This is a genomic window from Streptomyces sp. NPDC054770 (genome assembly GCF_053611985.1).
Window position 1 is genome coordinate 19,246 of sequence record NZ_JBSHBL010000002.1, and the last position, 25,843, is coordinate 45,088.

The window sequence follows — 25,843 nt, forward strand, 5'->3', positions numbered from 1 at the left end:
GGGGAGAAGACGGGGCGGACGGCGTCGGAGACGACAGGTGCCGCCCGCCCCGTAGCAAGGCGAGGGCTACGAGCCAGATCCACCCGGCGGCTCGGGGTAGACCCACCGCTGAGGCGTGGCACCACCCTGCGGCGAAGGACCGCTCACCGGTCCTGGACGCCGGGGTGCCGGCGGATCCAGGTGCGTGATGCGCGGCTGCGCCACCGCCGCGCCCTGGGGCGTCGGCCTGGAGGAGACCGGAGCCGCGTCGGCCGCCGCCTCCTGGCCGGGCCGCTGGATCAGCGGCTGCCCGCGGTCACCGTCGCTGGGAGGCCGCCGGATCAGCGCCTGGCCCTTGTCGCCGGTGGCGTTCGGGTCCTCACCGAAGCGGAAGTGGGTCTGCTTCGGCTGGTCGCCGTCGGTCGACCCGCCGGTCGGGTCAATACCGGAGGCGACACCGCCCCAGCCCTGGCCCGGAACCTTCGACGGGCCCTGCGGAGCCCGCATACCGGTGCCGGCCTGCATCGCGAGCTGGCCCGCCGTCTTCGCCGCACCGGCAGCCACCGCGACACCGGCGACCCCCGAACGGTGCAGGTCGTCCTGGCCGCCGCCGTCAGCCGCCCAGTGCACGAACTTGTAGGTGGCGTAGGGGCACAGCATCACCAGAACCATGACGACGATGCCCGCCATGGCGTCGGACAGGGCGGCGAGCCCGTCGGAGGCGTCGCTCTTGCCCATGGCCGAGACGCCCAGTAGGAACACGATCGTCATCAGCAGCTTGCTGACGATCAGAGTCGCGGTCGCCTCGATCCACCCGCGCCGCCAGCGCCGCGCGACTTCCCAGCCGCCGCCGGCGCCGGCGAACACCGCCAGCGTCACCAGGACCAGGATGCCGACCTTGCGGGCGACCATGACCGCCCAGTACAGGAACGCGCCGATGGCACATCCCAGGCCGACCATGGCGGGTATCGCCCAGCCCAACTCGTACATCGGACCGAGGTCGTTGACCTCGATGACGCGGCGGATCGCGTCGTCGACCGACGTGTCCGCCGCCTGGAACAACCCGGCGGACAGCGCGTCGACCACGGTCAGCGCGACGGTGGTGCACGCGATCGCGGCGAACGCGAACAGGACACCCGCCACCGTCCCCGTCACCGCCTGCGCGAGAGCGCGCTCGTCACGGCGCCAGGCGGCCCGCATCAACTGCAGACAGAACGTGCCGACGGTCAGCACGAGACCGATGGGCAGAAGCAACTCATAATTACCGCGGAACCACTCGGCGTTGAGATCGACAGCCGTGGTCTTGTCGACCGCCGTCGAGGCGAGATCCGCGGCGGACTGGGCCAGCTCGCCCATCGACTTGGCGATCCAGGCGCCGATGCCATCGGTGATCGCCTCGCCGGTCGAACCCACGACGCCGCCGACGGTGTCGCACACCGCGCTCATCAGGGGAAGGTCACAAGCCCCCATGAGGTCACCTTCTTTCGGGAATTAGGGGCGATCAGGGCGCGACGCTCGGCAGCACGCCGACCAGGGCACAGGCTTTGTCGGGGCGGCACTGCACGGCGAGCGTCGTGGAGCGGGACTCGGCCCCGGAACCGGAGCCCTTCCAGGCGATGGACTGCTTGCCGGTGACCGTGACGGCGTAGACGTATGCCTCGGTGATCGCGTCGGGATCCTGCGCCAGGGCGGTCTTGAACGCCTGAGGGAAGTGGCCCTCGCCGACCTGCGCGGTCGCGTGCTGGCGGTTGTCGTGCATCCGCGACCACAGCACCGGGCTGGGAACCTGGTCGGACACGGACTCCCAGTCGGCGTAATTCTTCTCGTCGGTCATCCACCGCTTGAGCCCGGCGACGTACTCAGCCCGGGAAACGGAGCGGGTGTCATACGTCCACAGCACCTTGGTGGCCGTCTTGGCGAAGACGATCGGATCGCTCGTATTGGGCGGCGCCGAAACCGCCACACGCTGGCTGGGGGTTGCCGTCGGTGAGGCGGGTCGCTGCGTGGAGTCCGGAGTCGGGGAGGGCTTAGCCGAGGCGGGGCCCTCGGCGCGGGTCAGATACGCGAAGAGCCCGGCAACGGCCAGCAGCACGGCTAGGACGACGCCACCGAGCAGAGCACGCCGCAGGACCGAAAACGGCGCCCCGTTGGTGCGCTCCTGGGCAGAGAGAGAACGCTTCCTCGACATCAGTGGACCTGCGTCCCCATCGCCGAGAAGAACGCGACGATGCCGTTGGCCGCGCCCAAGAGCAGCGCGCACCCGGCGGCGATGACCGTGCCCTTCTTCCCGTTCGCCTCGGCTTGGTGGCCACCGCTGTGGTGACCCCATGCCCAGACCATGGCGGAGATGGCCAGGGCGCCGACCACGGCGACGATCCCGAAGAGGTTGATCGAGGAGACGACGTTCTTCAGCACGCTGAGGCCGGGAAGACCGCCCTCTTTCGGTGTGATGCCGGGGTTGTACGCCAGATACTGGGCGCGCTTCATGAGCTTCACTTGGAACTCCGGTGCGATTTTGGGCGCGCGAGGGCCCGAGGGGAGATGGAGAGGGGGAGGGGGAGAAGAGGCCGGTCAGACGACCCGGCGGGCGGCGACGATCTCTGCACGCCAGCCGGCGAGGGGCGAGATCTTGACCACGTCGCCGGAGTGCGGGGCCTGCAGCACCAGCCCTTGGCCGATGAACATGCCGACGTGTTCGGGCACCTCGGCCGTGCCGCGGGTGAACAGGAGGTCTCCCGGCTTGAGGGCATCGACGCTGACCGCTTCGCCCTCCTTGACCTGCGTGTACGTGGTCCGGGAGATCGAGATGCCGCCGGCCTTGTACGACGCCTGCATCAAGGACGAGCAGTCGCACCGGCCCATCGGGTCCTGGCCGTGGGGAGCGGAACACGTACCGCCCCACTGATACGGCGTACCGAGCTGACCAAGGCCCCAACGGATCGCCGTACGAACCGACTTGGGCGCGCTGGCCGGGATCTCGTAGCCCTCGGGCACGGACCCCGCGGGAATCGAGCCGAAGGAGGACCCGTCGTCGCCGGTGCCGCACACGGCAGCTGCCGAGGAGGTCGGCTGTTCGGCCTCATCGCCGGTGTCGCTGTCCGTGCTCGAACTCCCGACCATGCCAAGCGACTCTGCGATGGCCTTCTGGAGGGCCGTAGCCAGTGGCTCCCACTTCGCGTACGCGTCGCGGTAGCCGCTCTTCTGCACCGCCTGCGCGGCCTGGGTGATGGTCATCGACTGCCAGCCCTTGACCTTGAGCAGGCCCTCGTAGAATTTCGTGGAGGCGTGCACAGGATCACGAACTTCAGTAGGCGTGCCCCAACCCTGGCTGGGGCGCTGCTGGAAGAGGCCGAGCGAATCCCGATCGCCGTAATCCAGGTTCCGCAGCCCCGACTCCTGCAGAGCCGTGGCCAGGGCAACGATCTGCCCCCGAGCCGGCACCTTCATCGCGACGCCGGTGGCCTGGATCGTCTCGGCATTCGGAATCTGCTCCTCGGGGTCATCCAGCCCAGAAACGGACACGGACCCCTTGTCGTCGCCCTTGAGGATCGACTTCACCAGCTTCGCGACCGCCGCGCTGTTCACAGTCTGTGCACCGTCTGCGGAACAAGCGGCCTGAGCACTGCTGGAACCAGCGAGAGCGACGGCGACCGGCGCTATCAACAACGTCGGGCAGAGCGCCACGGCCCCAGCCATGGCTACGACCTTCTTCACGGACGACGGCCGAACGCCGAACCGTAGGACGGAGAACTGGGCCCCGGGGAGGGATACGCCTCGGCATGCTGCATCGGCAGCTCCTTACTCGTAGGCAGCGCGGCGCAGGCGTTCTCGTCGAAAAGGCCACCGGCACCACGCCGGTCATGAATTCGCCATCCCTGAGGGAGGCAGGGGAACCAGGGCCGGGAGCTGATAAATCCCGGTCGCTGGCCCCTTGCTTACTGAAAAGCGGCAGCCAGCCGCGCTCGTAATCTCACTCGCCGCATGAGGAGAGCCCCTTTACCGGTCAGAGAATCAGTCCGTGGAGTGCCATGCGTGCTGCCTCTTGGATGAGGCAGCACGAATTGACACAGTTCAGCAGGGGTGGAACCAGATTCCGTACTGCGAACACGGCGAGACTGTAGAGACGAAATCCGGCCGCACCAAACGCCCGTTGCTTCGGGTAGCTTCGGGCTGCTGACCGGACATCCGCATCATTGGACGCGGCCGGAATTGGGAGTTAACCTCCAGCGCATCGCTCGTCCCGGCAACTGCGTCGACAGTTCCGCGGAGCGACCCATGTCGACGTGCGCGGCCCTCCGCTGGCGGAGAAATGCGCGCACGACCGCCTCCCCGAAAGAGAGAACCGCGCAATGCCGTACACCCTGTACCGAGGCGACGCGCTGACCGCCCTCGCCGGAATCCCCGACAACAGCGTCGACGCCCTGATCACCGACCCGCCCTACAACAGCGGTGGCCGAACGAGCGGCGAGCGCACCGGCCGCTCCGCGCGCGCGAAATACACCTCGGCCGACGCCGAGCACGACCTCGCCAACTTCCCCGGAGAGAACCGAGACCAGCGCTCGTACGGCTTCTGGCTCACCCTCCTGCTCACCGAGTCGTACCGCGCGACCGTCGAGTCCGGAACCGCACTCGTCTTCACCGACTGGCGGCAGCTGCCGACGACGACGGATGCGCTCCAGGCCGCTGGGTGGACGTGGCGGGGAATCGCGTCGTGGCACAAGCCGGTCTCCCGCCCGCAGAAGGGCCGACTCAAGCAGTCGTGCGAGTACATCGTGTGGGGAACCAAGGGACCCGTTGACGCCAACCGTAACCCCGTCTACCTACCCGGTCTCTACACCGCGAGCCAGCCCCGGAAGGACCGCGTGCACATCACACAGAAGCCCGTGGAAGTGATGCAGGAGCTGGTGAAGATCTGTCCGCCGGGCGGCACGATACTGGATCCCTTCACCGGTTCTGGGACGACTGGTGTCGCTGCCTTGCGGGAAGGCCGCCAGTTCATCGGCGTCGAGCTCTCCGAGCACTACGCCGATGTCGCAGAGCAGCGGCTGCGCGCCGAGCTGGCGAAGGACGACTTCGAGCTGGCCGGACCGGAGGCATGAGCACGAGAGCCGAGAGCCCGGGGCCAGCGGCCCGCAGACGCCGAAGGGCGGCTGGCGCATCGAGTCGCCGCTGCACCAGCCGCCCTTCCCGTTGCGTCAGGCCGCTTCGAACGCCCGCCGGATGAGCGGCGCCACTTTCTCCAGGTCGGCCGCCGAGACGACCCGTACCTCCAGGTCTCCGGTCCCCAGGTGCCCGATGCCGCGCATGTCCCGGGTGAAGCCCTCCTCCAACTCGACCGAGTCCGGGTCGAGTCTGAGATACACCAGGATCGCTTCGTGCTTCGGACGGAAGATCACCGAAGCCACGTTCACCAATCGCCGGTAGGCGATGTAGTGCTGCAGGGCCGCGACCTCGACCTCGCCCCACGCCGTGAGTGCCTCGTCCAACTCCCCGTACAGGCCTCGCAGACACTCGGGAACCCGGCTGGCACCCGTAGGCGAAGGAACCGCCGGTGCCGCCCGAGCGCTGTCGTCCACAGTGTCCCGGCCCCGATCCCGCCGGGTGGAAGCGGTGCTCAGCGAGCCGGGCGAGGAGTCGACGAGCAGCAGGCTCAACAGGCCGTCCTCGAAGACCCGATAGCGCACCAGGTCGATCCGCTCGGGCAGCCACTGCACGGCCACGCGGTCGTGGTGGGAGAAGCCGGCCGCGATGCAGACCATTCGTGGTCGACGCCAGTCGATCGACTCGGCGGCCTCGCTTCCCAGCACCTTCCGGACCAACGCTTCGAACTCGTGCTGCGCCGAGCGCAGCCAGGACAGATACGAGACGGCCTGCGACAGCACCCCGCTGTCGGAGCCCTTCTTGAACTCGATCACCACCGGGCTGCCGTTCTCGTCCAGCCCCAGAGTGTCGATCCGCCCCCGGTGCCACGGACCGGTCGCGTACTCTGACGCCACGAACCGGATGCCCAGCATCTGCTCCAGGCCGGCCTCGACCCGCCGCTGCAGCTCCACTTCCAGCGCTACCGTCGAGCCAGACAGCTCGATGTCCCGCCCGTCCGAGTCCTGCCGGAACAACATCAGGTCGGCCACCAGCGCCCCTCCCGTGATCTTTGCAACCAGACCAATCGAACGAACACGCTGGTTATTCCGCCCGAGGGCAGTCCGAAGAGCCGTTTCTAGACCGTCTGGGTGACAACTGGACGGTCTGCCAGGGATCTGGCAGAGGCCGGAGGCCGCTGCCATCCTTTGCAGTACGAGCCGCAACCGACGCCATGAGATGGGGTGTCCCAAGGGGATGTGACCGCACATCTCCCCAAGCGCCGGACACAACGCCGCGGCCTGCGCCTGTGGCCAGTGGGCCCCGTCCTCGCCCTGACCTTCGCCGTTGCCCTCTTGGTGTCCGCCGCGGTGCTTTACACCGGATGGGACCTGCTCGGTGCGCGGGGACTCAAACCCGAGCCTCACATCGACGCCACGACGCTCTTCGACCTGGTCAAGCTGTCCTTCGACGTCGTCGCCGGAACTGGAGCCCTGGTCGCCCTGGTGGTGGCATACCGAGGCCAGCGTGTTGACGAGGACGGTGCACTGCACGAGGCCACTCGCCTGCACACCGAACGCTTCACCACTGCGGTCGCCCAGCTCGGCGACGCGTCCCCCGCGGTACGTCTCGGTGGGGTGCACGCCCTGGCCGGCCTCGCCGACGACGCTCCCACCCGAGGGCTGCGCCAGACGTGCATCGATGTTCTGTGTGCCTACCTCCGCCTGCCTTACACCGCCGAGGCCGACCTTCCGGCGGACGACGATGAAGTCAGGCACGCCTACCTGTCCCTCCGGCAAGTCCGGCAGAAAGGTTAACTTCGCCGGTGCGCGGTTCTCTGCCGGTACGGTCACCTTCTACGCCGCACAGTTCTACGGCGGCACGGTCACTCCGCCGCACAGTTCTCCGACGGCACGGTCACCTTCAGCCACGCGTGGTTTCCCGGCGGCACGGTCGACTTCACGGGGGCGGACGGTGTGGCGCCCATGGGCCTGGTCCCGCCGAGCGGGTCCATCTTCCCCACCGGTCTTACCCTGCCCTCAGTGCGGTGCCCAACCCCGTCCTGACGCGGGAGGCCGCGGGAGTGTCGAACCGTACGTGTGTTCTAGGCGCTGGGCCTGCTGTGGTGAGTGGCTGGTGAGCTCTGTTCCTCTGCCGCGAGCCAGTCGCGGGCTACGACGACGGCGCGGCGGATCACGGCATCGTCCGCCCCGACACGGCTGTAGACGCCGATCTCCTGGTTGATCCGTACATTGACTGTGGGGTGCGGCTGGCCGGTGACGCGCGCGAGCTGGCCGACCAGGGTGTTGAGGTAGGCGCGGGGGGTCGGCCCGAGGTCGATTTTGTCCCTGGCCGGGCTGAAGTCGTCGTCCGGGACGGCGCCCGGGCTGGTGCACGGGGTACCGACGCAGTGGTCACGCGCTGTGCAGAGGATGCACACGTGCTCGTCGCAGCGGGCGCACGAGACGACGGCGCTGTCGCTGTGGTCGTAGGACCGTCCGGGGTTATCCCGGTCCCATTGGTCGGCCAGGGTGATGCACTTCCCGGTGCAGGGCCTCGCTTCCCGGAGGGCCTGCTCGGGCGCGGTCTCGCCCCGGGCCAGGAGCTCGGCGCGCATCTGCTCGAACCGTTCGCGGATCTCCGCGTTCCGGCGGGCGCGGGCGGCCTTGCACTTCTCGCGCTCGTCGTCGGTGAGGTGCTGCCAGCAGGCTGCCACCGGGACCGGCATGCGGTCGTACGCCGGCCAGTCCGTGATCTCGTGGCGGCACGGCCGCTGAGCACGGGTGAGACGGGTGCAGGACATACTGGGCCTCCGGTGGTGCGGGCGTCTGCTCAGCGCGAGACCCGCACCCACGGGGGAGGTATGGGTCTCGGCGCTCCGGGCCGTGTAGTTCCCGGGGTGGGTCGGACCGTGCACGGCTCGTACGTCTCTTGGGGCGGCGAGGCGGGTCGCCTTTCCCGCAGGGCCTCGTATGACCAACGAGGGGGTGGTTGCGACGTTACGCTCATGACGGCGGGGCCGTGCCGAACTCGGCGCGGACGATGGCGGCTTCGGTTCGCGGTCCAGGGCGCCCGGGACATCGGCGCCTGGAACTTCTCGTCAGCTCTCCGCCTGGTTTTCGATACGTGTGACGTGTTCGGGGCCGGGGTGGTCGACGCCGGGGACCATGGGGTTTTCGTAGTCGAATTCAACCTTGCCGAAGGCGTCGCTGGTAATGGGCGGGGGGTCGTTGTCGGCGATGATCAGTTGGAGGCGTTCGCCGTAGGCGTCAGCCAGTGTCCTGAAACGGCTGTAGATCTCGGCCGCGCGTTGCCGGTCGGGGGCGTTGTTGCCGAAGGCCTTGCGCGGTGAGTCGATGACTAGGATCGAGGGAACGAGGACGTCGGCGTGGTCGAGGCCGAAGGCGAGGAGGGTGAGGCTGTAGGCGAGGTTGACGGAGGTGGCGATGCCGCCGCCGGAGGCCTGCAGGCTTTCGAAGGGCTGTCCGTCTACCACGGGCAGGTAGCTGTCGCGGTCGATGACAGCCGTTTGGATCCATGGCAGGTGCCAGCTGGTGAGCAGGCGGCTGAATTCGGTGCTGAGGTCGCCGAGCAGTGTCTGGCTGGCTTTGAGCTGCTCGGTTTTTTCCTTGATGTCCTTGTTGACTTGTCGGCGCTCGGCCTTGATGTCGCGGATGTCCTTGTCGATGGCGCGGACGCGCGCCCAGGATTCCCGGAGCTGGGTGATGGCGTCGATGCTGGCTTTGAGTCCGGCGACGCGGGTGCTCGCATCGGCGATGGCGTCGAAGCGCGGTGCGACCGCATCGCGCGTCTGGGCGTCGAGCTGCCGGCGCAGGCTGGTGACGGTGAAGTTGCGTTGTTGCGACCGCTGTCGTGAGGCCTGCAGGTGCGCTTCGTCCGACTGCTCGATGTGCTGCGCGTCTTCAAGCTGCTGCTGCAGGACGCTGCGTGTCTCTTCGATGGCCGCCGGGTCGACATCATCCTCGACGGGATCGGGCTGGAGGCAGACGACACAGTGCCCGTCCTGAACGGCCCGTGTAGTCAGCGACTGCATACACCGGGGGCAGACGACGAATTCGAATGGGGACAGCTGGTCGATCGCGGTGGCCGACCGTGCGAGACGGGAGAGGTCGAGCTGGACCTGGGCGACCACCGCCCGTCGTGCCTCCACAAGGTCGGCGGCCGCGGAGACTTCCTCCTCGGCGTGCCTGGCAGCGTGGATTGCGGCCTGTAGTTCCTCCCGCAGCGCGGTGTCGGCCGCAGTCTGTTCCTCCAGCTCGGTGCGGAGGCTCGCCAGCGTGGACTGGGCCCGTCCCAGAGTGTCGCGCAGCTGTACGAGTTCGGCCCGTAGCTCGTCGTCGCTGCGGGGATCGGAGGCCGCGAGGAACTGGCCGACGTTGTCGTGCTCGGCGGATCGGGCCTTCAGCTTGTCCGTGAGCTGGCTCGCGGTGGCCTTGAGCTCCAGCAGCACGCTGTCGGTCAGCGTGAACATCAACCGGAAGAGCTCTTTGCGCTTGGGCTCGAACCAGGAGTCCAGGTGTCCGACGACCTGCCGGTCGATCTCGCGGGCTTGGAGATAGACGTAGGCGTACAGGTCGTTGAAGGTGAGGTTCTGCGGCCGCGCTACTCCCTCGCGGCGCGCGGCGATCTGTACGCGGGGAAAGCCGAGAGCGTCCAGCAGGTGGTCGGAGAGGGTTGGTCCGCTGCTGTCCGTGGTGCGCAGGGGCAGGGTGCGCTCAAGGGAGAAGGAGCGCGGGTCGAGGAGGTCGACGGTGTTGGCGGTGTCGCCCTCGATGGTGCGCCGTAGGACGAGGCGTTCGGTGCCGGCCACGACCTCGGCCTGGACGGACAGGACGTGGTCGCGGACGGCCGGGGTGAGCATGGCGGTGCCGCCGAGGACGTGTTTGAAGAGCATCAGGAGGCTGGACTTGCCGGTGCCGATGGGGCCGGTGATCACGGTGGCCGGGCGGTTGAAGCGGTAGGTCTTCTCCGTCTCGGCGGTGGTGACCGTCAGGGAGAGGATGCGCAGGTTGACGGCCATGTCAGATCTCCGTCCGCCAGGGCCGGTCCACCGCGTCGGGCAGACGGTCGTAGATGAGGTTCTTCAAGGCCGATCCTGTTTTGTTGAAATGCTTCTTGAGGAGCTTGATCCGGCTGGCGACGACGGACCACTCCGGTGTGGCGGCCAGGGCGGCAGCGGCAGTGGCGCCCTGCTCGGTGACGCGGAATTCGGCTCGGGCCGTGTCGCCGTAGGTGATCAGGCCGCGGGCGGCGAGGGAGCCCAGAATGCTGTAGTAGCGCTGATCCCAGGGCCCGTACTTGTAGCGGGTCATCCGGCTCTCCACCGCCAGCCGCTCCTCCGAGGACGGGGCGGTTCCTTCCGGCCAGGAGGCCTGACCGGCCGGCAGGAGACGCTCCAGCATCGCCGGGTAGCGCAGCAGGAAGTCGAGTTTGGCGAGCTTGGTCAGACCCGCGAGGCTGCTCTTGGTGGTGGTGAACTGCGCAATGAGCAAGAGAACCCGCGCTTCGTGATACTGGCTCTCGCGCTGCTCGGCCTGCCGCCGCAGGGTTCGCATACGGCGTGCCGCCGCCTCGAAATCAGCGCCCGGCGTCATGACGCTTCACCGTCGGCGTCGAAGCTCTCGGAGAAGTAGAAGAGGCACTCGTCGCAGAGTTGGTAGGCCAGCCCCAGCAGATGCTGGTCTTTCACCAGGAACGGAGGCGGCGTGGACAGCCCGTCGACCTTGAGCCGCTGGGCGAGCAGGTCATTCATCATGCTGCCGTACGCGCTGCCGTCCTGGATCTGCGAGCGGGCGTGGCGCTTGCACTTGAAGACGACTTCCAGGACATCCGTGGACAGGTTCAGAAGATCGATGTCGTCTCCGGCCAGGCCGGAGCGTCGCTCGGACCATGTGGCGTACCAGGCCGAGCGGAGCCGTTCCGCGAACGCCGCCTCGTCCGAGGGGACCAGGCCGCGCGACAACTTGCGGTCGAGTCTGGCGCCCCCCGGCGCCACCAGGGGGACCTGGCCCCGTGGGAACGTGGCCAGCTGGACCGACGTGTACGCCATCTCTGCGTGGAGGACGTCGCGGGTGATGGTCCGTCGCGCGATGCGCTGCCGCATCTGCGTGCTGTAGCGGACGCGGCTCGGATCGGCGAGGTACGCGGCGAGTTGGCCGCGATCGCTCTCGTCACGATTGGCGCGCTCGATCCGGTCCACGATGTTTCGGTAACTGGCCGCCATGTCGACATGCGTCAACTGCAGACGCTCGACCGCGGGCACCAGCAGACTCTGGATGTTGACGTCCGTGATGTGGGCGCGCTGGGGAGGATCGCAGGAGATCTCCAGGACCGCGAGGAACCGTTTGACCTTATCCGCGAAACCTGCCGGTATCTGGATGTCCGCGAGCTGCACCTTGGGAGTTTCGGGAACGTTGCCGTACGGCTCGTCCCAGCGAATCTTCAACATCTGGCGGGCGATCGTGTCGACCATGGCTGACAGGCCGCCTGTGATCTCGGGCTCCGGCCCGCACATCCGAGCTAGGGGACCGGCATTGTCCTTGCCCGGGCTCATAGCGCCGTTGGTGGCCAGCCTGAGCCGCACGTTTGCGGCGCACTCGCAGGCACACCACCGGTCGAAGAGGTGGGTAAGGCCGCCGGTCTTGCACAACTTGACGAGCGTCCAGGGGCCTTGATCCTCCTCGCGGTGCTTGACCGAGACGAGTTCCACGGACCCGTCTGTGAATGCCACTACAAAGTCTTCGTGCCATTCACAGACGACGAAATCGATCGCGTCTTCCGTGAGCATGGCCAAGCAGTCCCGCGCGGCCACCTCCGCTTGGTAGCGGTAACGGCCCAACGTCTCCGAACCGCTGTCTTCACTCGGGGCGAGCCCAAAGACCGCGTGCGGCGAACCGTCCGGGCCTGTAGCAGTCTCAGGAGCCCCGGCCCTGGTGGCTCTGCCCGACGCATCGACCATCAACGTCCCCCGCCCTGGCCCCGCATGAGAGCGCGTACTCTTCCACGTCTGCTCCGCCAGCGGACGTGAAGATCTCTACCCGTATCACACTCCAGGTCCATCACGTAACTGTCCGTCGCGGGATTGATGGTGTCGGTTGGAAGCGGCTCGTCTTGGGCGGTGCTCCGACGGTCGCACGCTTGCCGTCGGTGGCCTTGGGCGATGCCACCTTTGGGCTCTGGACAGGCTGCGTCGAGGCGGGGCTCCTCGCGCGGGTCAGATACGCGAGGAAACCGGCGACGGCCAGTAGCGCGGCGAGCCTAGGCCGCCCAGCAGAGCATGTCGCAGTACCGAGGAGGGGCCCGTAAGTGCGTTACTGCGCGGAGCGGGAACGCGTCTTCGACATCAGTAAACTTGCGCTCCCATCGCCGAGGAGAACGCGACGATGCCGTTGGCTGCACCGAGCAGTAGCGCGCAACCGGCGGCGACGGTGCTCAAGGCTCGACTGGGCATCCCGTTCAGTGCTGCTCACTACCCCCGTGGTGATGGTCCCATCGCCCAACAGTGCACCGAACGTCTTCGCAGCGCACGCCGGCCACTTACTCCCCGCCCCGTGTGCGTGTGTATGGTCCCTGGGCGCGCGCCCTGAGTATCGAGATGGATTGTTCCCAGCACCTGCAGGGATGGTTCCTCGCTGGCGCGCCAGAACGCGCTGGTGACTGACTGTTCCCCGCGCCCGCGGGATGCCTTCTACTTCGCGATCACCCTGGACGGGTATGCACCCTGCTTCCTACACCCGCAGGGACGGTCCCCAGCGCGTGAGCCGTGCGCTGGAGGCGAGCTTCGGAGCGCAGCCGGGTGAACCGCTTCGGAGGCGCTGCCCAGTGTTACGGCGCCCGGGCGTGGCAAGCGCTGCGTTTGTAAACACCCCATAACTGGGACTGCGGTCAGCATCGTTCCTTCAGGGCGAGGTGATTTTCACTGCCCGCGGGAAGGGCCGTCCGTAGGCGAGTCGCGGTGCGAGTCCGAGAACGCCGAGGTGAGTGTGGCGCGCGAAGCCAGAGCGGAGCCCTCTCCGGAGATCTGACAATCTGTCAGTAAAGTCAGCATTGGGTCAGCATCAGTCCGATCAAAGCTGACTACGGCTGGCGAAACCTGCACTTCGACGTGCAGTGGAACGAGTGGTGTGACGGAGGTTTGCTCCAGCCGTCTGTGTGAACCGGGCGGGGTGCGTTGCACCTCGCCCGGTGCTGCGGACGTCGGGCTGTGAAGCTCCTGCTCAGCGCACTCGGCCTCGCGGTTTCAGCGGCACCGGCGGCAGTTCCGGCGCCGGGAGAGGCACTCCGTCGTACCCCTTCACTTCCCCAAACCGCGAACCGTTCATCCAGTCCTCGCGGGCCTGTTTGATATCCTCCTGCGTACGCCCGACGAAGTTCCACCACATGATCAGCTCCTCCTCGAACGGCTCGCCGCCCAGGAGCATGACCGACGCGTCCGACTCCGCGCGCAGGGGGAGCTCGGAGCGGCCGCAGCCCAGGTAGAGCATCGAGCCCGGGAGTACCGGAACGCCGTCGACGTGCACCTCGCCGGACATCGCCAGGACGCCGTACTCGAAGTCGGGATCCAGGGGCAGGCGCAGGTCGGCGCCCTGGGTGAGGGCCAGGTCCGCGCCGACGATGGGGGTGAACGTCGTTCCGGGGGACGACGCGCCGTCGACGGAGCCGAGGATGACCGTCGCGGTCAGGCCGGGGGCCGTGACCGTCGGCAGGTCGGGGTGGTGCTCGAACCTCGGGTCCGTGTGGCGGTGGGTGTCCGGGAGGGCCACCCACAGCTGCGCGCCGTGCAGGTACCGGGCATGCGACCTGGGGCTCTCCTCGGAGTGGCTGATCGCCCGGCCCGAGGTCATCAGCCCCAGCTCGCGCGGGCGGATGGTCTGGAGGCTGCCGGTCGAGTCGCGGTGCAGCACCTCGCCCTGGTGCAGCCAGCTGACCGTCTGGAGCCCCATGTGCGGATGCGGCGGGACCTGCATCCCGGGCTCGTCGGCGATGTCGTCGGGGCCGTAGTGGTCGACGAACGCCCAGGCACCGATCATGCGGCGGCCGAGGTTCGGCAGCAGCCGGCGCACCTCGGTCGACTCACCGAGCTGCACGTGGCGGGGGCTCAGCAGTTCACGGACGGGCTCGGCGACGACGAATCCGCGGCCGCCGCACACGCTCGGAACAGGCGCGCGGTCAAGGTTGCTCATGCCGGACAACTTAGCGGCCGAAGGTCCCCGTTGCCGAGCGCTCAGCCGGTCGTACGGAATCCGTCCCTCACCTTGTCGAAGACCGGACGGTAGGTGCTCCACTTCGCGTCCGGTGCGGAGAGGTAGATGTCGTACTCCCGGCCGCCCTCCGTGCCGTAGCCCAGATCGATGGCGCGGAAGACGCGGGCCCGGCCCCGGAAGGTGAACTCCCAGACCGCGGCCGGCTGCCCGCGGAAGGCGGTCCGCTGCATCCGCAGCCTGCGGTAGGTCGGATAGTTGACCTTGGTGTTGGCCTCGATGTCGGCGAAGTGGGTGACGGGGTTCGCGCCGGCCGGTTCCACCGTGCCGACGGTGACGCCGGCCAGGCCGGTCGGGTCCTTGTAGGTGACCTCGTCGGTGGCGCGGGTGCCGGCGGTCCAGTCGTCGGGGACCGGGAAGGAGACGCCGAGGCTCTTGTCGGTGACGAGGCGGTAGCCCTGGGGGACGGGAGAGGGGGCCGGGCTCGCCGCCGCCGTCCCGGTTGCAGTCCCCGTTGCCGTCCCCGCCGCCGGGTGCTTGTCGGCGGGCGTGCGCGGGAGTACGAGGGCCGCTGTGACCGCGGCGGCTGCCGCGAGGGTGACCGCCGCGGCGGTCAGGGCGAAGCGGCCACGCCGGGCGCGCCGCCGCCGGCGCCCGGTACCGGCGGCCGTCGGCTGCGTCCCGGTCGGCTCCGGGACCGGTGCGGGCGCCGGCTCCGTCGGCTGTCGCCGTGTCGTCTCCGGCACCGGCGCCGTCAGTGTTCCCGACCAGGTCGCCAGCAGCGCGCGTTCGGTCTGCTCGGCCGAGGGGCGGTCCGCCGGGTCCTTGGCGAGCAGCAGCTGGACGAGCGGCTCCAGCGGGCCTGCCTGCTTCATCGGCTCGACGGGGTCGGTGACGATGGCGTACGCCGTCTCCATCGCGGTCTCGCGCCGGAACGGCGGCCGGCCCTCCATCGTCTGGTAGAGCGTGGCCCCCAGCGACCACAGGTCCGAGGCAGGTCCCGGGGTCAGTCCGCGCAGCCGCTCCGGGGCCATGTACGGGATCGAGCCGACCATCTGACCCGTCTGGGTGAGCGTCGACGAGCCGGCGGTCAGCGCGATGCCGAAATCGGTGAGGACCACCCGGTCGCCCGGGCCGAGCAGCACGTTGCCGGGCTTGACGTCCCGGTGCAGGACTCCGGCGGCGTGCGCGGCGCGCAGCGCGCCGATCATGCCGAGGCCGATCCGCGCCGCCTCCTCGGGCGGGAGCGTCCGGCCGCCGTCGAGGAGGTCGGCGAGGGTGGGCGCGCGGACGTACTCCATGACGATGCAGGGACGACCGTCGTCGTCCACCACGTCGTGCACGACGACCACGTTGGGGTGGACGACCCGGGCGGCACTGCGGGCCTCGCGGCGGGTGCGCTCGTAGAGGGTGGCCAGCTCGTCGTCGGACAGGTGCGGGCGGGGGTGCAGCTGCTTGAGCGCCACCTGCCGGGCCAGCACCTCGTCCTCGGCCCGCCACACGGTGCCCATGCCGCCGCGTCCGATCCGCTCGGTCAGCCGGTACCGCCCGGCGACCAGCCGCCCCTCGTCCGACACCGCCCGTCCTCCGCCAGCTCTGTCCGCGTTCGATGAGTCCCGTCAGTCCCGTCACGATAACCGCCTGTTGCTGGTCACCTGTTCGGATCTGTCGGCTGCCGTGGCGGCAGGCCTCGGAAGGTGGGGTCGGCCGGGTCTTTCCGGCTGTGAATCGATCGGAAAGGGGGGTGCGGGGCAACGATTGCCGGTCGTCGCCCCGCGCCGGTGTGCTCGGGTTCACTGCCGCGTACGTCAGCGCGCGGTCAGTTTCCACAGGTGGTCGGCGGTGCCGTTGTCGTCCCACTGGAGGACCTGGGCGCCGGAGGAGGTGCTCATGCCGGTCACTCCGAGCAGCAGCCCGCTGTTGTAGTTGGCGATCTTGTAGTAGCCGTCGCCGGACGGGATCAGCTGCCAGAGGTGGTCGGCGGTGCCGTTGTCGCCCCAGATCAGGGCGGTGCCGCCGTCACCGGTGCCCGCGTTGGTGATGCCGAGCAGCAGGCCGCTCGCCTGCTGCTGGATCTTGTAGAGGCCGCTGCCCGCGGCGACCAGGCTCCAGTTCTGGTCGGTGCCCGTGGTGGCGGCCGCCTGGACGACGGCGGTGCCCTGGGCGGTGCCCGCGCCGCTGGTGTCCAGGGCGAGACCGCTGTTCCTGTTGGTGATCTGGTAGCGGCCGGCCAGCGAGGTGGCGGTACCGCTCGGGGTGATGGTCAGGTGGTAGCCGTCGGAGGCGTTCATCGTGACCGGTACGGTGATCGAGCCGCCGCTGACGGTGTAGTCGGTGTCCGAGATGGTGACCGGCCCGGAGACGGCGGTCGTGCGGCCCTTGGACGGCGTGTACTCCAGCTTGACGTGCACGGTGCTGCCGAAGGCGGAGAGCGACGAGAGTCCGTTGACGGTGACGGCACACGAACCGGTGCAGCCGCCGGTCACCACACTGATCTGGTTGCCCGCGCCGTTGCGGGCGGCGAAGCCGTCGATGCCCGTCTGCGCCGGAGGCGTGGTGACCAGCATGTTCCCCGACATGTCGCCGTACCACTTGTAGAGCCAGTAGGCGCCGTTGGGCGAACCGCCGGTGTCGGTCAGGGTGTCGCCGAGCGTGCCGTAGTGGTTCCAGAAGGCCAGTTCGGCGTCATGGACGCCCGCCCGCTCGAACTTGGCGACATAGCTCGCCAGCGGTCCGGGGACACCGACCTCGCTGGTGGTGCCGTACTCCTCGATGGCGATCGGACGCGGGCTGATGCCGAGGCTGGTCTCCAGGGCGCGGTAGGCGGCGACATGGGCGGCGATGTTCTGCGAGCCCTGCAACTCGTGCCAGGAGACGATGTCGGGCACCGTGCCGCTCGCCTTGGCGTCGGTCAGGAACGTGGTCATCCAGCTCTGGTTCCACGCCGAGTAACTCGGGCCCTGGACCGGGGTGGTGGAGTCCTTGGCACGGACTTCCCTGTACGTCGTCGCCCACCCGGAGTCGAAGGCGCCGGCCGACGAGGTGCTCCAGGTCCAGTCGGGTTCGTTCCACAACTCGTAGGCCGAGATGTTCGTAGCGCCGGAGGACTTCACTGCGGCGACCTGCTTGTCCACGGCCGACAGCCAGTCGCTCCAACTCACCCACTTGTAGGGGAAGTCGGGGTACCAGTCCGGCATGCGTACGACGACCTTGGCGCCGGCCTTCGCCGCCTCGGGTGCCACGGTCAGGGCGTCACCGCCGGGGCCGGGTTCGCCGTTGGGCAACTGCGAGCCGCCGGGCGCCATCTGCACGAGGGTGTTCGGCTTCAGGGGCTCGACCAGGCTGTCCGCCGGCACGCTCGCGGTGTCCAGGCCGTACAGGCTGCCCGATGCCACATGGGTGACCGGGCGCAGGGTCTGGTTCGCGTTCACCGCGAGGGTGGTCGAGGAGGTGGGCGCCGCGTGGGCGGGCACCGCGGTGCCGAGGGCGGCGGTGAGCATCACGGCACCGAGGGCGGCTCTGAGAGGTGTGCGGCTCATGGCATGGGTCTCCTCAAGGAGTTGGGGGTGTCAGTCCTTCACCGCGCCCGCGGTGACGCCCGCGGCCACATAGCGCTGGGCGAGGACCAGGAGGACGGCCGCGGGGACCGATGCGACGACGGCGGTGGCCATGATCGCGTTCCACTCCTGGTTGTTGTTGCCGATGTACTTGTAGATGCCGAGCGTGATCGGCTTCCAACTGCCGCCGCCGTCAAGGGTGTTGGCGAAGACGAAGTCGGACCAGGCCCACAGGAAGCCGAACAGCGACACGGTGACGATCGCGTTGCGGCTCAGCGGGAGGACGACCGATTGGAAGGTGCGCCAGGGGCCGGCGCCGTCGATCCGGGCGGCCGAGAGGAGTTCGCCGGGGATGCCCGACATGAACGCGGTGAAGATCATGACGCCGAAGGGCACGGCGATGGTGGAGTCCGCGACGATCAGTCCCCACCAGGAGTTGAGCAGGCCGAGGTCCAGGAAGATGCCGTAGAAGCCCATCGCCATGACGATCCCGGGGATCATCTGCGCGATGAGGAGCGCCAGTTCGAGCGCCCCGCCGCCGCGCGGGCGCAGCTTCGCCAGTGCGTAGCCGGCCGGGGCGGCGATCAGGAGGGTGAGGGCGACCGTGCCGATCCCGATCAGCAGGCTGGTGCCCAGGTAGGGGAGTTGGTCGTCGAGGACCGCCCGGTAGCCCTCGAAGGTCGGGTGCAGCGGGAGCAGGTCAGGCGGGTCCTTGCGCATGTCCTGCTGCGGGGTGAGGGACACGTTGACCATCCAGTACACCGGGAACAGCATCAGCGCGGTGAGGCAGAGGCCGATCAGGGTGTAGGCACGCGACTTCACGCTTCCTGCCTCCTCTGGACGCGGATGTAGAGGAGGCCGAAGACCAGGGCGATCAGGATCAGGATGTTGCCGACGGCGGCACCGGGACCGAATTTGGGCAGCAGCGTGCCGAAGCCGAGTTGGTACGACCAGGTGGCCAGGGTGGAGGAGGCGTCGCCGGGACCGCCCTTGGTCATGATCCAGATCAGGTCGAACACCTTGAGGGTGTAGACGAGCCCGAGCAGCAGGGTGATCGCCGACACCGGGCGCAGCAGCGGGAAGGTGATCCGCCGGAACTGCTGCCACGCGCCCGCCCCGTCCAGGGCCGCCGCCTCGTACAGCTCACCCGGGATGTTCTGCAGGCCGCTGTACAGGATGACCAGGTTGAAGGGGATGCCGATCCAGATGTTGGCGACGATCACCGAGGTCAGCGCCCAGTCCGGCGAGGTCAGCCAGCCGACGGGGGCGACGCCGGCGAAGTGCAGGAAGTAGTTCACCACCCCCGACTCGCTGTTGAACATCCACGACCAGGTCGACGCCGACACGATCAGCGGCAGCAGCCAGGGGATCAGGAACAGCGCCCGCAGCACGGTCGAGAGCCGGAAGTGCCGGTTGAAGAAGACCGCGAGGGCGAGCCCGATCACGTACTGGAAGGCGATCGACACGAAGGTGAAGACCATGGTGTGCCGCATCGCCGGACCGAACGTCGGATCGTCCAGCACCGTGCGGAAGTTGTCCCAGCCGGAGAACGGCGCGTCACCCGCCACGAAGGAGCGCACGGAGTAGTCGCGCAGGCTCAGGTCGAGGTTGCGGTAGAGCGGATAGGCGTAGAAGGCGGCGAGGTAGGCGATCAGCGGGGTCACGAAGGCGAGCGCGGTCAGCCGACGTCTGCGGCGCAGGGAGCGGGCGTCGGATCCGGTGCCGGTGCCGGTGCCGGTGCCGCTTGTCCGCGCCGCGGCGGCCGGTGCTCGCCGCGGTCGGTCCACCCGGGCGACGGTCATGCCGGACCTAGCCCTTCTGCGCGCTGGACTGGGCGGCCGACAGGGCGTCCTGCGGGCTCTTGCCGCCGGAGAGGGCCGCCTGGACGGCGGTCCACAGGGGCTGCGAGATGGTCGGGTACTTGGTGCCGAGACCGCCGCTGGTGCGGCCCCGCGCCGCCGCGACCGCCGCCACCCACGGCTTCAACTCCGCGTTCTTCGCTACCTGTTGGGTCTGCACGGCGGAGGTCGGCGCCACGTACATGAGCGTGGTGTCGGTGGCCAGCAGGTTGGTGGCGCTGGTCAGACAGCCGACGATCTTCTTGCTGACGTCGTAGCGCGAGGTGTCCTTCTGCACGGGCACCGTGACGAACTCGCCGCCCGTCGGCACCGGCGCCGAACCGCCGTTCTGCGCCGGGATGTTGATGACGCCGTAACCGAACCCGGCCTTGTCGGCGTTGCCGAGCTGCCAGGTGCCGTTCTCGCCGAACGCGTAGTCCCCGGTCGCGAACTCCTGCCAGCTGGTGGTCTGGGTGTTCTGCAGTACGTCCTTCGGCGCGTAACCGGCGTCCACCCACTGCTTCCACAGCGACAGCGCGGCGACTCCCTTGGCGGAGTCGAGCTTCGTGAGGTCGCCGCCCGCGCCCCAGAACCAGGGCAGGAACTGGAAGCTGCCCTCCTCCGTGTTGATCGCCGAGAAGGTGATCCCCTTCTTCCCGGCCGCCTTGACCTTCTTCAGTGCGGCCGTGAGCGACGCCCAGTCCTTGACGGAGGCCGGGTCGACGCCGGCCGCGGCGAGGACCTTCTTGTTGTAGTAGAGCGCGAGGGTGTTGGCGCCGATCGGGACGCCGTAGGAGGCCCCGTCGATCGTGCCGGCGCCGATGATGTTCTTCTGGATCGACGAGGTGTCGAGCCCGAGGTCGCTCGTCTTGTTGAGGATCCCCGCCTCCACCAGCGTGGAGACCACCGGGTTGTCGACCAGCATCACGTCCGGCGCGTTGCCCTGCTGCGCGGCCAGCAGCGCCTTGTTGCCCAGGTCGGTGGTGTCGTACGCGGTGCGCTTGAGCTTTACCCCGGCCGCGGTGCCGCACGCGGTGACCTGCTTGCCCCAGTCCGAGGATGCGTCGAACTGCGGGTACGGGTCCCAGAAGGTGTACGTCCCGCCGGCCGAGGACGACGATCCCGAGGAGCCGGAACCGCCACCGCAGGCGGTGAGCGGGAGAAGCGCGGCCGTGGTGAGGGCCATGAGGGTACGGCGGGTGGGTATCACGGGGTGACCTCGTTGTCGTAGGACGGGGTGTCTCAGGAGGTGGGGAGCCAGACGCGCATGCTGCCGTCCTCGCGGTTGGCCCAGACGTGGTAAGGGATCGCGGTCAACTCGACCGGCTCGCCCTCGGGTTCGGCCTCCGAACCGGTCACGGGGGCGTACGGCCACCAGCCCCGGCCGGCGATACGGCGCCGCCGGCCCGCGGCCACCACGGTGGTGACACCGCCGAGCAGGTCCGGGCGGTGCTTCACCGCGAGCGGACGGGACGGGTCGAGGACGATGTCGTCGAGGCCGCCGCCCGGGTGGTCGACCTGCTCCAGGCAGTGCACGAGCGGCCCGCGCTCGATGGCTACACAGCCGCGTACGGCGTCCACCCGCGGGTCGGCGGCCGTCAGCCGCGGCTCCAGGGCGAGTTCCAGCACCACCTGGTCGCCCGGTGCCCAGGTCCGCGCCAGCCGCAGCCAGCCGTCGTCCGCCGTCGCGTCGTACGTCTCCTCCCCGCACCGCGCCCGGAACTCCCGGCACCACTGAGGGATGCGCAGCGACAGCGTCCACGGGCCGTCGGACGGGGACGGCGTCTCCTCGACGGTGAACGCGATCGTGCCGTGCCAGGGATAGTCCGTCTCGGCGCGCACCCGGACCCGGTCGGTCGCATACGTCCCGGTGACGAACTGGTGGACCTGCAGGCCCTGTTCGTCGCCCGACGCCAGATAGTGCTCCAGACTCGCCAGCAGCCGCATCACGTTGGGCGGGCAGCAGGCACAGCGGAACCAGCGGGTGCGGCGGGCCGACTGGTCGCCGCCGGTGTCGGTGTGGCCGTCACGGACCTGGAGCGGGTTGACGTACAGCCACCGCTCGCCGTCCAGCGAGACCCCGGCCAGGAAGCCGTTGTACAGGGTGCGTTCGATCAGGTCGGAGTAGCGGGCCTCACCGGTGAGCAGCGCCATGCGCCAGCTCCACTGCACGGAGGCGATCGCGGCACAGGTCTCGCAGTAGGCGCGCTCGTTGGGGAGTTCGTAGGGGTCGCCGAAGTCCTCCTGGTCGTGGTGCGCGCCGAGCCCGCCGGTGAGATGGGTCTTGGTGGTCGTCATGGCGTGCCACAACCGCTCGCCCGCGGCCCGGAGTCCGTCGTCCCCGGTCTCCGCCGCCAGGTCCGCGGCCGCCGCCAGCAGGTACAACTGCCGTACGGCGTGGCCCTCGACGTTCGTCGCCTCGCGCACCGGGACCCGGTCCTGGCAGTAGGCCTCGCCGCCGAGCAGGCCGTGGCCGTGCCGGTCCACGAAGTAGCCCGCCAGGTCGAGGTAGCGGCGCTCGCCGGTCTCCCGGTACAGCTCCACCAGGGCCGTCTCCACCTCCGGGTGGCCGTCGATGCCGTCGACAGGCCTGCCGCTGCCGGGGAGGCCGAACACCGAGTCGATGTGGTCGGCGAACTTCCTTGCCACGGCCAGGAGTTCCGGGCGGCCGGTGGAGCGGTGGTGGGCGACGGCGGCCTGGATCAGATGGCCGGCGCAGTACAGCTCGTGCCCCCAGCGCAGGTCCTGGTACCGCGCACCGTCCTTGACCAGCTGGAACCAGGTGTTGAGATAGCCGTCGGGTTGCTGGGCTTCGGCCACCAGGGCGACGATCCGTGCCACGTCCGCGGAGAGTGCCTCGTCGGTGCCCTGGGCGAGGTGCCAGGAGGCCGCCTCCAGCCACTTGTAGACGTCCGTGTCGACGAACGGGTACGCGCCCTGGAACACGCCCTCGGCTGCGCCGGCCGCCAGCCGCAGGTTGTGCAGGTTTCCGGCGGACTCCAGAAGGTCCGGGCCCTGGGGGAGGGAGACGCGGGCGTTGGTCGCCCGGCGGTCGTGCCAGAAACCGCCGTCGACGGTGACGGCCGCCGGGCGCAGCGCGGTGCGGGCATCGGGGGTGAGGCGGACCGGGCCGGCGGGGGAGGGCAGGGCGGAACGGGTGCGGGGCATGGCTCTCCGGGGTGGGGAGGGGCGGGGTGCCTGGACACGCGGTTTCGAAATACCGAACGCAGTTTGAAAAGTCGATCGCACGGCGATGAGGAACCGTTTTGAGCAACCGTTTTCTCGCCGAGAAGTACAGGGCAGTCGGGCAAGGGGGTCAAGACGCCTGGCGCAGTTTTTTCAAGTTGCCCGGCAGGGGTGGTACTTCGGATGGACGGCTGCGACGATGTGGGGCGGCTCTGCCGTCGGGAGACTGGTGGTGGCGTCGAGGATCCGCCGTCCAGGAAAAGGCTTGCCCGTGACCTCTGCTCCAGACTCTCCGCCCGCCGGCCGGGCCAGGCTCGCCGATGTCGCCGCGCTCGCCGGTGTCAGCGTCGGTACCGCCTCCAAGGCACTGAACGGCGCCGGCCGGATGCGTCCGGAGACCCGGCAGCGGGTGCTGGACGCGGTGGAGGCGCTCGGGTTCCGGCCCAACCAGCACGCGCAGAGCCTGCACAGCGGCCGCAGCTGGACGGTCGGCCTGATGACGACGGACGGCATCGGCCGGTTCAGCACCCCGGTCCTGCTCGGCGCCGAGGACGCCCTCGGCGCCGGGAAGATCTCCGTCCTGCTCTGCGACACCCGTGGCGACGCCATCCGCGAGCAGCACCATCTGCGCACCCTCACCGACCGCCGGGTCGACGGCATCATCGTCGCAGGCCGCCGTACCGACCCCCGCCCACCGCTGACCGGCATCGACCCGGCGATCCCGGTCGTCTACGCCCTCTCCCCGTCGACGGACCCCGCCGACACCTCCGTCGTGACCGACGACCGCGGCGGCGCCCGGCTCGCCGTGGAGCACCTGCTCGCCACCGGCCGTACCCGCATCGCCCATGTCACCGGACCCGAGCACCACCAGGCCGCCCGGGACCGCGCCCGGTACGCCGTCCAGCACCTGGCCGAGGCGGACCTGCAACTCGCCGCCGGGCGCGTGCACTTCGGGGAGTGGAGCGAGGCCTGGGGGCGGCGCGCCGCCGACGCGGTGCTGCGGACGGCCCCCGACACGGACGCCGTCTTCTGCGGCAACGACCAGATCGCCCGGGGTGTCGCGGACGCACTGCGCGAGCGCGGCAAGGACGTGCCGGAGGACATCGCCGTGGTCGGCTACGACAACTGGGACACGATGGCCCTCGCCTGCCGCCCGCCGCTCACCACCATCGACATGAACCTGGCCGAGATCGGCCGGATCGCCGCGCTGCGGCTGCTCCAGGCCATCGACGCGGAGCCCGAGCCCGGGGTGCACACGGTGCCGTGCCGCCTGGTGGTGCGCGAGTCGAGTTGACGCAGGACGTCCGCCGAGTCTTCATCGACCTGCCCTTGTCAAACTGACGGTTGCCTAAGTCAATCAATTGACTTACATTCGGCAGGGCCGTGCAGACCCGAGAGGCCCTACGGAGGCCCGACCATGACCCGAGCACAACCCCGGCCGGCAGCGGCAGGGGAGTCCGCCGCGTCGCGGACGAACGCCGTCGTCGCGGTGCTGGCCTTCGGCGGGATCGTGGTCTCGCTGATGCAGACCCTGGTGATCCCCATCGTGCCCGAGCTGCCGAAGCTGCTCGACGCCTCGGCGTCGAACGCGGCCTGGGCCGTCACCGCCACCCTGCTCGCGGCCGCCGTCGCCACGCCCGTCATGGGACGGCTCGGTGACATGTACGGCAAGCGGTTGATGCTGCTGACCAGCCTGTTCCTGCTCGTCGCGGGCTCGGTCACGGCCGCGTTCAGCGACTCCCTCGTCCCGATGATCGTCGGACGGGCGCTCCAGGGCATGGCCTCCGGCATGATCCCCCTCGGCATCAGCATCATGCGCGACGAACTCCCCGCCGAACGGCTCGGTTCCGCCACCGCCCTGATGAGCGCCTCCCTCGGCGTCGGCGGCGCCCTCGGCCTGCCCGCCGCCGCGCTGATCGCCGACCACTTCGACTGGCACATGCTGTTCTGGACCTCGGCCGCGCTCGGTGTCGTCGCCGCCCTGCTGGTGCTCGTCCTCGTACCGGAGTCGAAGGTGCGCACCGGAGGCCGCTTCGACCTGCCCGGTGCCCTCGGCATGGCGGCGGGCCTGGTCTGCCTGCTGCTCGGCATCTCCAAGGGTGCCGACTGGGGCTGGGGCAGCGGTACGACACTCGGTCTGTTCGGTGCCGCAGTGGTGACCCTGCTCGGCTGGGGCCGGTACGAACTCCGTACCCGGGACCCGCTGGTCGACCTGCGCACCACGGCCCGCCGCCAGGTCCTCGTCACGAACCTCGCCTCGGTCGCCTTCGGGTTCTCGATGTTCGCGATGTCCCTGGTGCTTCCGCAGCTTCTCCAGTTGCCCGAGGCGACCGGCTACGGTCTGGGCAGGTCACTGCTCGACGCCGGTCTGGTGATGGCCCCGACCGGCCTGGTGATGATGGCGACGGCACCCCTGTCCGCCCTCGTCTCCAAGAACTTCGGCCCGAAGACCACCCTCATGTGCGGCGCGGTGATCGTGGCCGCCGGCTACGGGCTCAACATCGTACTGATGGACGCCGTCTGGCAGCTCGTGCTCGTCTCCTGCGTCATCGGCGCCGGTATCGGCTTCGCCTACGGCGCGATGCCCGCGCTCATCATGGGCGCCGTCGACCCGCACGAGACGGCCGCCGCGAACAGCCTCAACACCCTGATGCGGTCCATCGGCACGTCGACCGCGAGCGCCGTCGCCGGGGTGATCCTGGCCCAGTTGACCACCGTCTTCGGCACGGCCGCCGTGCCTTCCGAGAACGGCTTCAAGGTGGTCATGGCGGTGGGCTCGGGGGCGGCGGTCCTTGCGCTGGCCGTGGCCGCGTTCATCCCGCGCCGGAAGCCGGTCGCGGCGAAGGGCGCGGTGACGGCTGCGGTGGCGCCTGCGATGGCGCCTGCGGTGACGGCCGAGGCGGCGCGGCCCGTGGCGGAGCCGGGGCCCGAGGTGCCGCCGGGCGCGGAAAGGGACCCCGTCGCCCGCCCCGGGACGTAGTTC

Annotated in this window: 20 protein-coding genes; 4 read left to right on the forward strand and 16 right to left on the reverse strand. The window is 69.3% G+C overall.

Annotated features, from left to right (window positions below; all coding sequences use genetic code 11):
* Window positions 1-66: 66 nt before the first annotated feature.
* From ACWGKQ_RS02645 to ACWGKQ_RS02660, 4 genes are all read right to left on the reverse strand, one after another.
* Complete coding sequence (locus ACWGKQ_RS02645; RefSeq protein WP_453290029.1) at window positions 67-1,449, reverse strand: SCO6881 family protein; 1,383 nt, start codon at window positions 1,447-1,449, stop codon at window positions 67-69.
* Between the two features lie 31 nt (window positions 1,450-1,480).
* Window positions 1,481-2,167 (reverse strand): hypothetical protein, encoded by a 687-nt coding sequence (locus ACWGKQ_RS02650; protein WP_453290030.1) that lies wholly within the window; start codon window positions 2,165-2,167, stop codon window positions 1,481-1,483.
* Window positions 2,167-2,466, reverse strand: coding sequence for a DUF6112 family protein (locus ACWGKQ_RS02655; protein ID WP_453290267.1), 300 nt, complete (start codon window positions 2,464-2,466; stop codon window positions 2,167-2,169). The genes ACWGKQ_RS02650 and ACWGKQ_RS02655 overlap by 1 nt, the downstream gene beginning before the upstream one ends.
* Before the next feature lie 84 nt (window positions 2,467-2,550).
* The gene (locus tag ACWGKQ_RS02660; protein WP_453290031.1) at window positions 2,551-3,693 is read right to left on the reverse strand and encodes a C40 family peptidase; all 1,143 of its coding nucleotides are present in this window, start codon (window positions 3,691-3,693) and stop codon (window positions 2,551-2,553) included.
* Window positions 3,694-4,328: 635 nt separating this feature from the next.
* On the opposite strand from ACWGKQ_RS02660, the gene ACWGKQ_RS02665 reads away from it, so the two are divergent.
* Window positions 4,329-5,078 (forward strand): DNA-methyltransferase, encoded by a 750-nt coding sequence (locus tag ACWGKQ_RS02665; RefSeq protein ID WP_453290032.1) that lies wholly within the window; start codon window positions 4,329-4,331, stop codon window positions 5,076-5,078.
* Between the two features lie 96 nt (window positions 5,079-5,174).
* On the opposite strand, the gene ACWGKQ_RS02670 is transcribed toward ACWGKQ_RS02665, so the two are convergent.
* On the reverse strand, window positions 5,175-6,110 hold the full coding sequence (locus tag ACWGKQ_RS02670; RefSeq protein ID WP_453290033.1) for a DUF5655 domain-containing protein: 936 nt from the start codon (window positions 6,108-6,110) through the stop codon (window positions 5,175-5,177).
* Between the two features lie 207 nt (window positions 6,111-6,317).
* Here ACWGKQ_RS02670 and ACWGKQ_RS02675 point away from each other — a divergent pair, with 207 nt between their 5' ends.
* Complete coding sequence (locus ACWGKQ_RS02675; RefSeq protein WP_453290034.1) at window positions 6,318-6,875, forward strand: hypothetical protein; 558 nt, start codon at window positions 6,318-6,320, stop codon at window positions 6,873-6,875.
* A 287-nt stretch (window positions 6,876-7,162) separates the two neighbouring features.
* On the opposite strand, the gene ACWGKQ_RS02680 is transcribed toward ACWGKQ_RS02675, so the two are convergent.
* The 11 genes from ACWGKQ_RS02680 to ACWGKQ_RS02730 all read right to left on the reverse strand — a co-directional run bounded on the left by ACWGKQ_RS02680 (window position 7,163) and on the right by ACWGKQ_RS02730 (window position 22,842).
* The gene (locus ACWGKQ_RS02680; protein ID WP_453290035.1) at window positions 7,163-7,861 is read right to left on the reverse strand and encodes a hypothetical protein; all 699 of its coding nucleotides are present in this window, start codon (window positions 7,859-7,861) and stop codon (window positions 7,163-7,165) included.
* A 297-nt stretch (window positions 7,862-8,158) separates the two neighbouring features.
* Window positions 8,159-10,099 (reverse strand): hypothetical protein, encoded by a 1,941-nt coding sequence (locus ACWGKQ_RS02685; RefSeq protein ID WP_453290036.1) that lies wholly within the window; start codon window positions 10,097-10,099, stop codon window positions 8,159-8,161.
* A 1-nt stretch (window position 10,100) separates the two neighbouring features.
* The gene (locus ACWGKQ_RS02690; protein WP_453290037.1) at window positions 10,101-10,673 is read right to left on the reverse strand and encodes a hypothetical protein; all 573 of its coding nucleotides are present in this window, start codon (window positions 10,671-10,673) and stop codon (window positions 10,101-10,103) included.
* Window positions 10,670-11,890 carry a dsDNA nuclease domain-containing protein gene (locus ACWGKQ_RS02695; protein WP_453290038.1) on the reverse strand — a complete coding sequence of 407 codons (1,221 nt, stop codon included), beginning with the start codon at window positions 11,888-11,890 and terminating at the stop codon, window positions 10,670-10,672. The genes ACWGKQ_RS02690 and ACWGKQ_RS02695 overlap by 4 nt, the downstream gene beginning before the upstream one ends.
* 1,405 nt (window positions 11,891-13,295) lie before the next feature.
* The gene (locus ACWGKQ_RS02700; protein WP_453290039.1) at window positions 13,296-14,261 is read right to left on the reverse strand and encodes a pirin family protein; all 966 of its coding nucleotides are present in this window, start codon (window positions 14,259-14,261) and stop codon (window positions 13,296-13,298) included.
* Window positions 14,262-14,302: 41 nt separating this feature from the next.
* Window positions 14,303-15,856 carry a serine/threonine-protein kinase gene (locus ACWGKQ_RS02705; RefSeq protein WP_453290040.1) on the reverse strand — a complete coding sequence of 518 codons (1,554 nt, stop codon included), beginning with the start codon at window positions 15,854-15,856 and terminating at the stop codon, window positions 14,303-14,305.
* 231 nt (window positions 15,857-16,087) lie between these two features.
* Window positions 16,088-17,818 carry an RICIN domain-containing protein gene (locus tag ACWGKQ_RS02710; RefSeq protein ID WP_453290041.1) on the reverse strand — a complete coding sequence of 577 codons (1,731 nt, stop codon included), beginning with the start codon at window positions 17,816-17,818 and terminating at the stop codon, window positions 16,088-16,090.
* 30 nt (window positions 17,819-17,848) lie between these two features.
* Entirely contained in the window at window positions 17,849-18,610 is a 762-nt protein-coding gene (locus tag ACWGKQ_RS02715) for a carbohydrate ABC transporter permease (RefSeq protein WP_453290268.1), read from the reverse strand.
* Window positions 18,611-18,654: 44 nt separating this feature from the next.
* Window positions 18,655-19,638: a carbohydrate ABC transporter permease gene (locus tag ACWGKQ_RS02720; protein WP_453290042.1), complete on the reverse strand. Its 984-nt coding sequence runs from the start codon at window positions 19,636-19,638 to the stop codon at window positions 18,655-18,657.
* 7 nt (window positions 19,639-19,645) lie between these two features.
* Window positions 19,646-20,884 (reverse strand): sugar ABC transporter substrate-binding protein, encoded by a 1,239-nt coding sequence (locus ACWGKQ_RS02725; RefSeq protein WP_453290043.1) that lies wholly within the window; start codon window positions 20,882-20,884, stop codon window positions 19,646-19,648.
* 32 nt (window positions 20,885-20,916) lie between these two features.
* Window positions 20,917-22,842: a glycoside hydrolase family 127 protein gene (locus ACWGKQ_RS02730; protein ID WP_453290044.1), complete on the reverse strand. Its 1,926-nt coding sequence runs from the start codon at window positions 22,840-22,842 to the stop codon at window positions 20,917-20,919.
* 289 nt (window positions 22,843-23,131) lie between these two features.
* Between ACWGKQ_RS02730 and ACWGKQ_RS02735 the strand changes: the two genes are divergently transcribed.
* Together ACWGKQ_RS02735 and ACWGKQ_RS02740 are read left to right on the forward strand one after the other, a co-directional pair.
* Window positions 23,132-24,154 (forward strand): LacI family DNA-binding transcriptional regulator, encoded by a 1,023-nt coding sequence (locus tag ACWGKQ_RS02735; RefSeq protein ID WP_453290045.1) that lies wholly within the window; start codon window positions 23,132-23,134, stop codon window positions 24,152-24,154.
* A 123-nt stretch (window positions 24,155-24,277) separates the two neighbouring features.
* On the forward strand, window positions 24,278-25,840 hold the full coding sequence (locus ACWGKQ_RS02740; protein ID WP_453290046.1) for an MFS transporter: 1,563 nt from the start codon (window positions 24,278-24,280) through the stop codon (window positions 25,838-25,840).
* Window positions 25,841-25,843 lie beyond the last annotated feature (3 nt).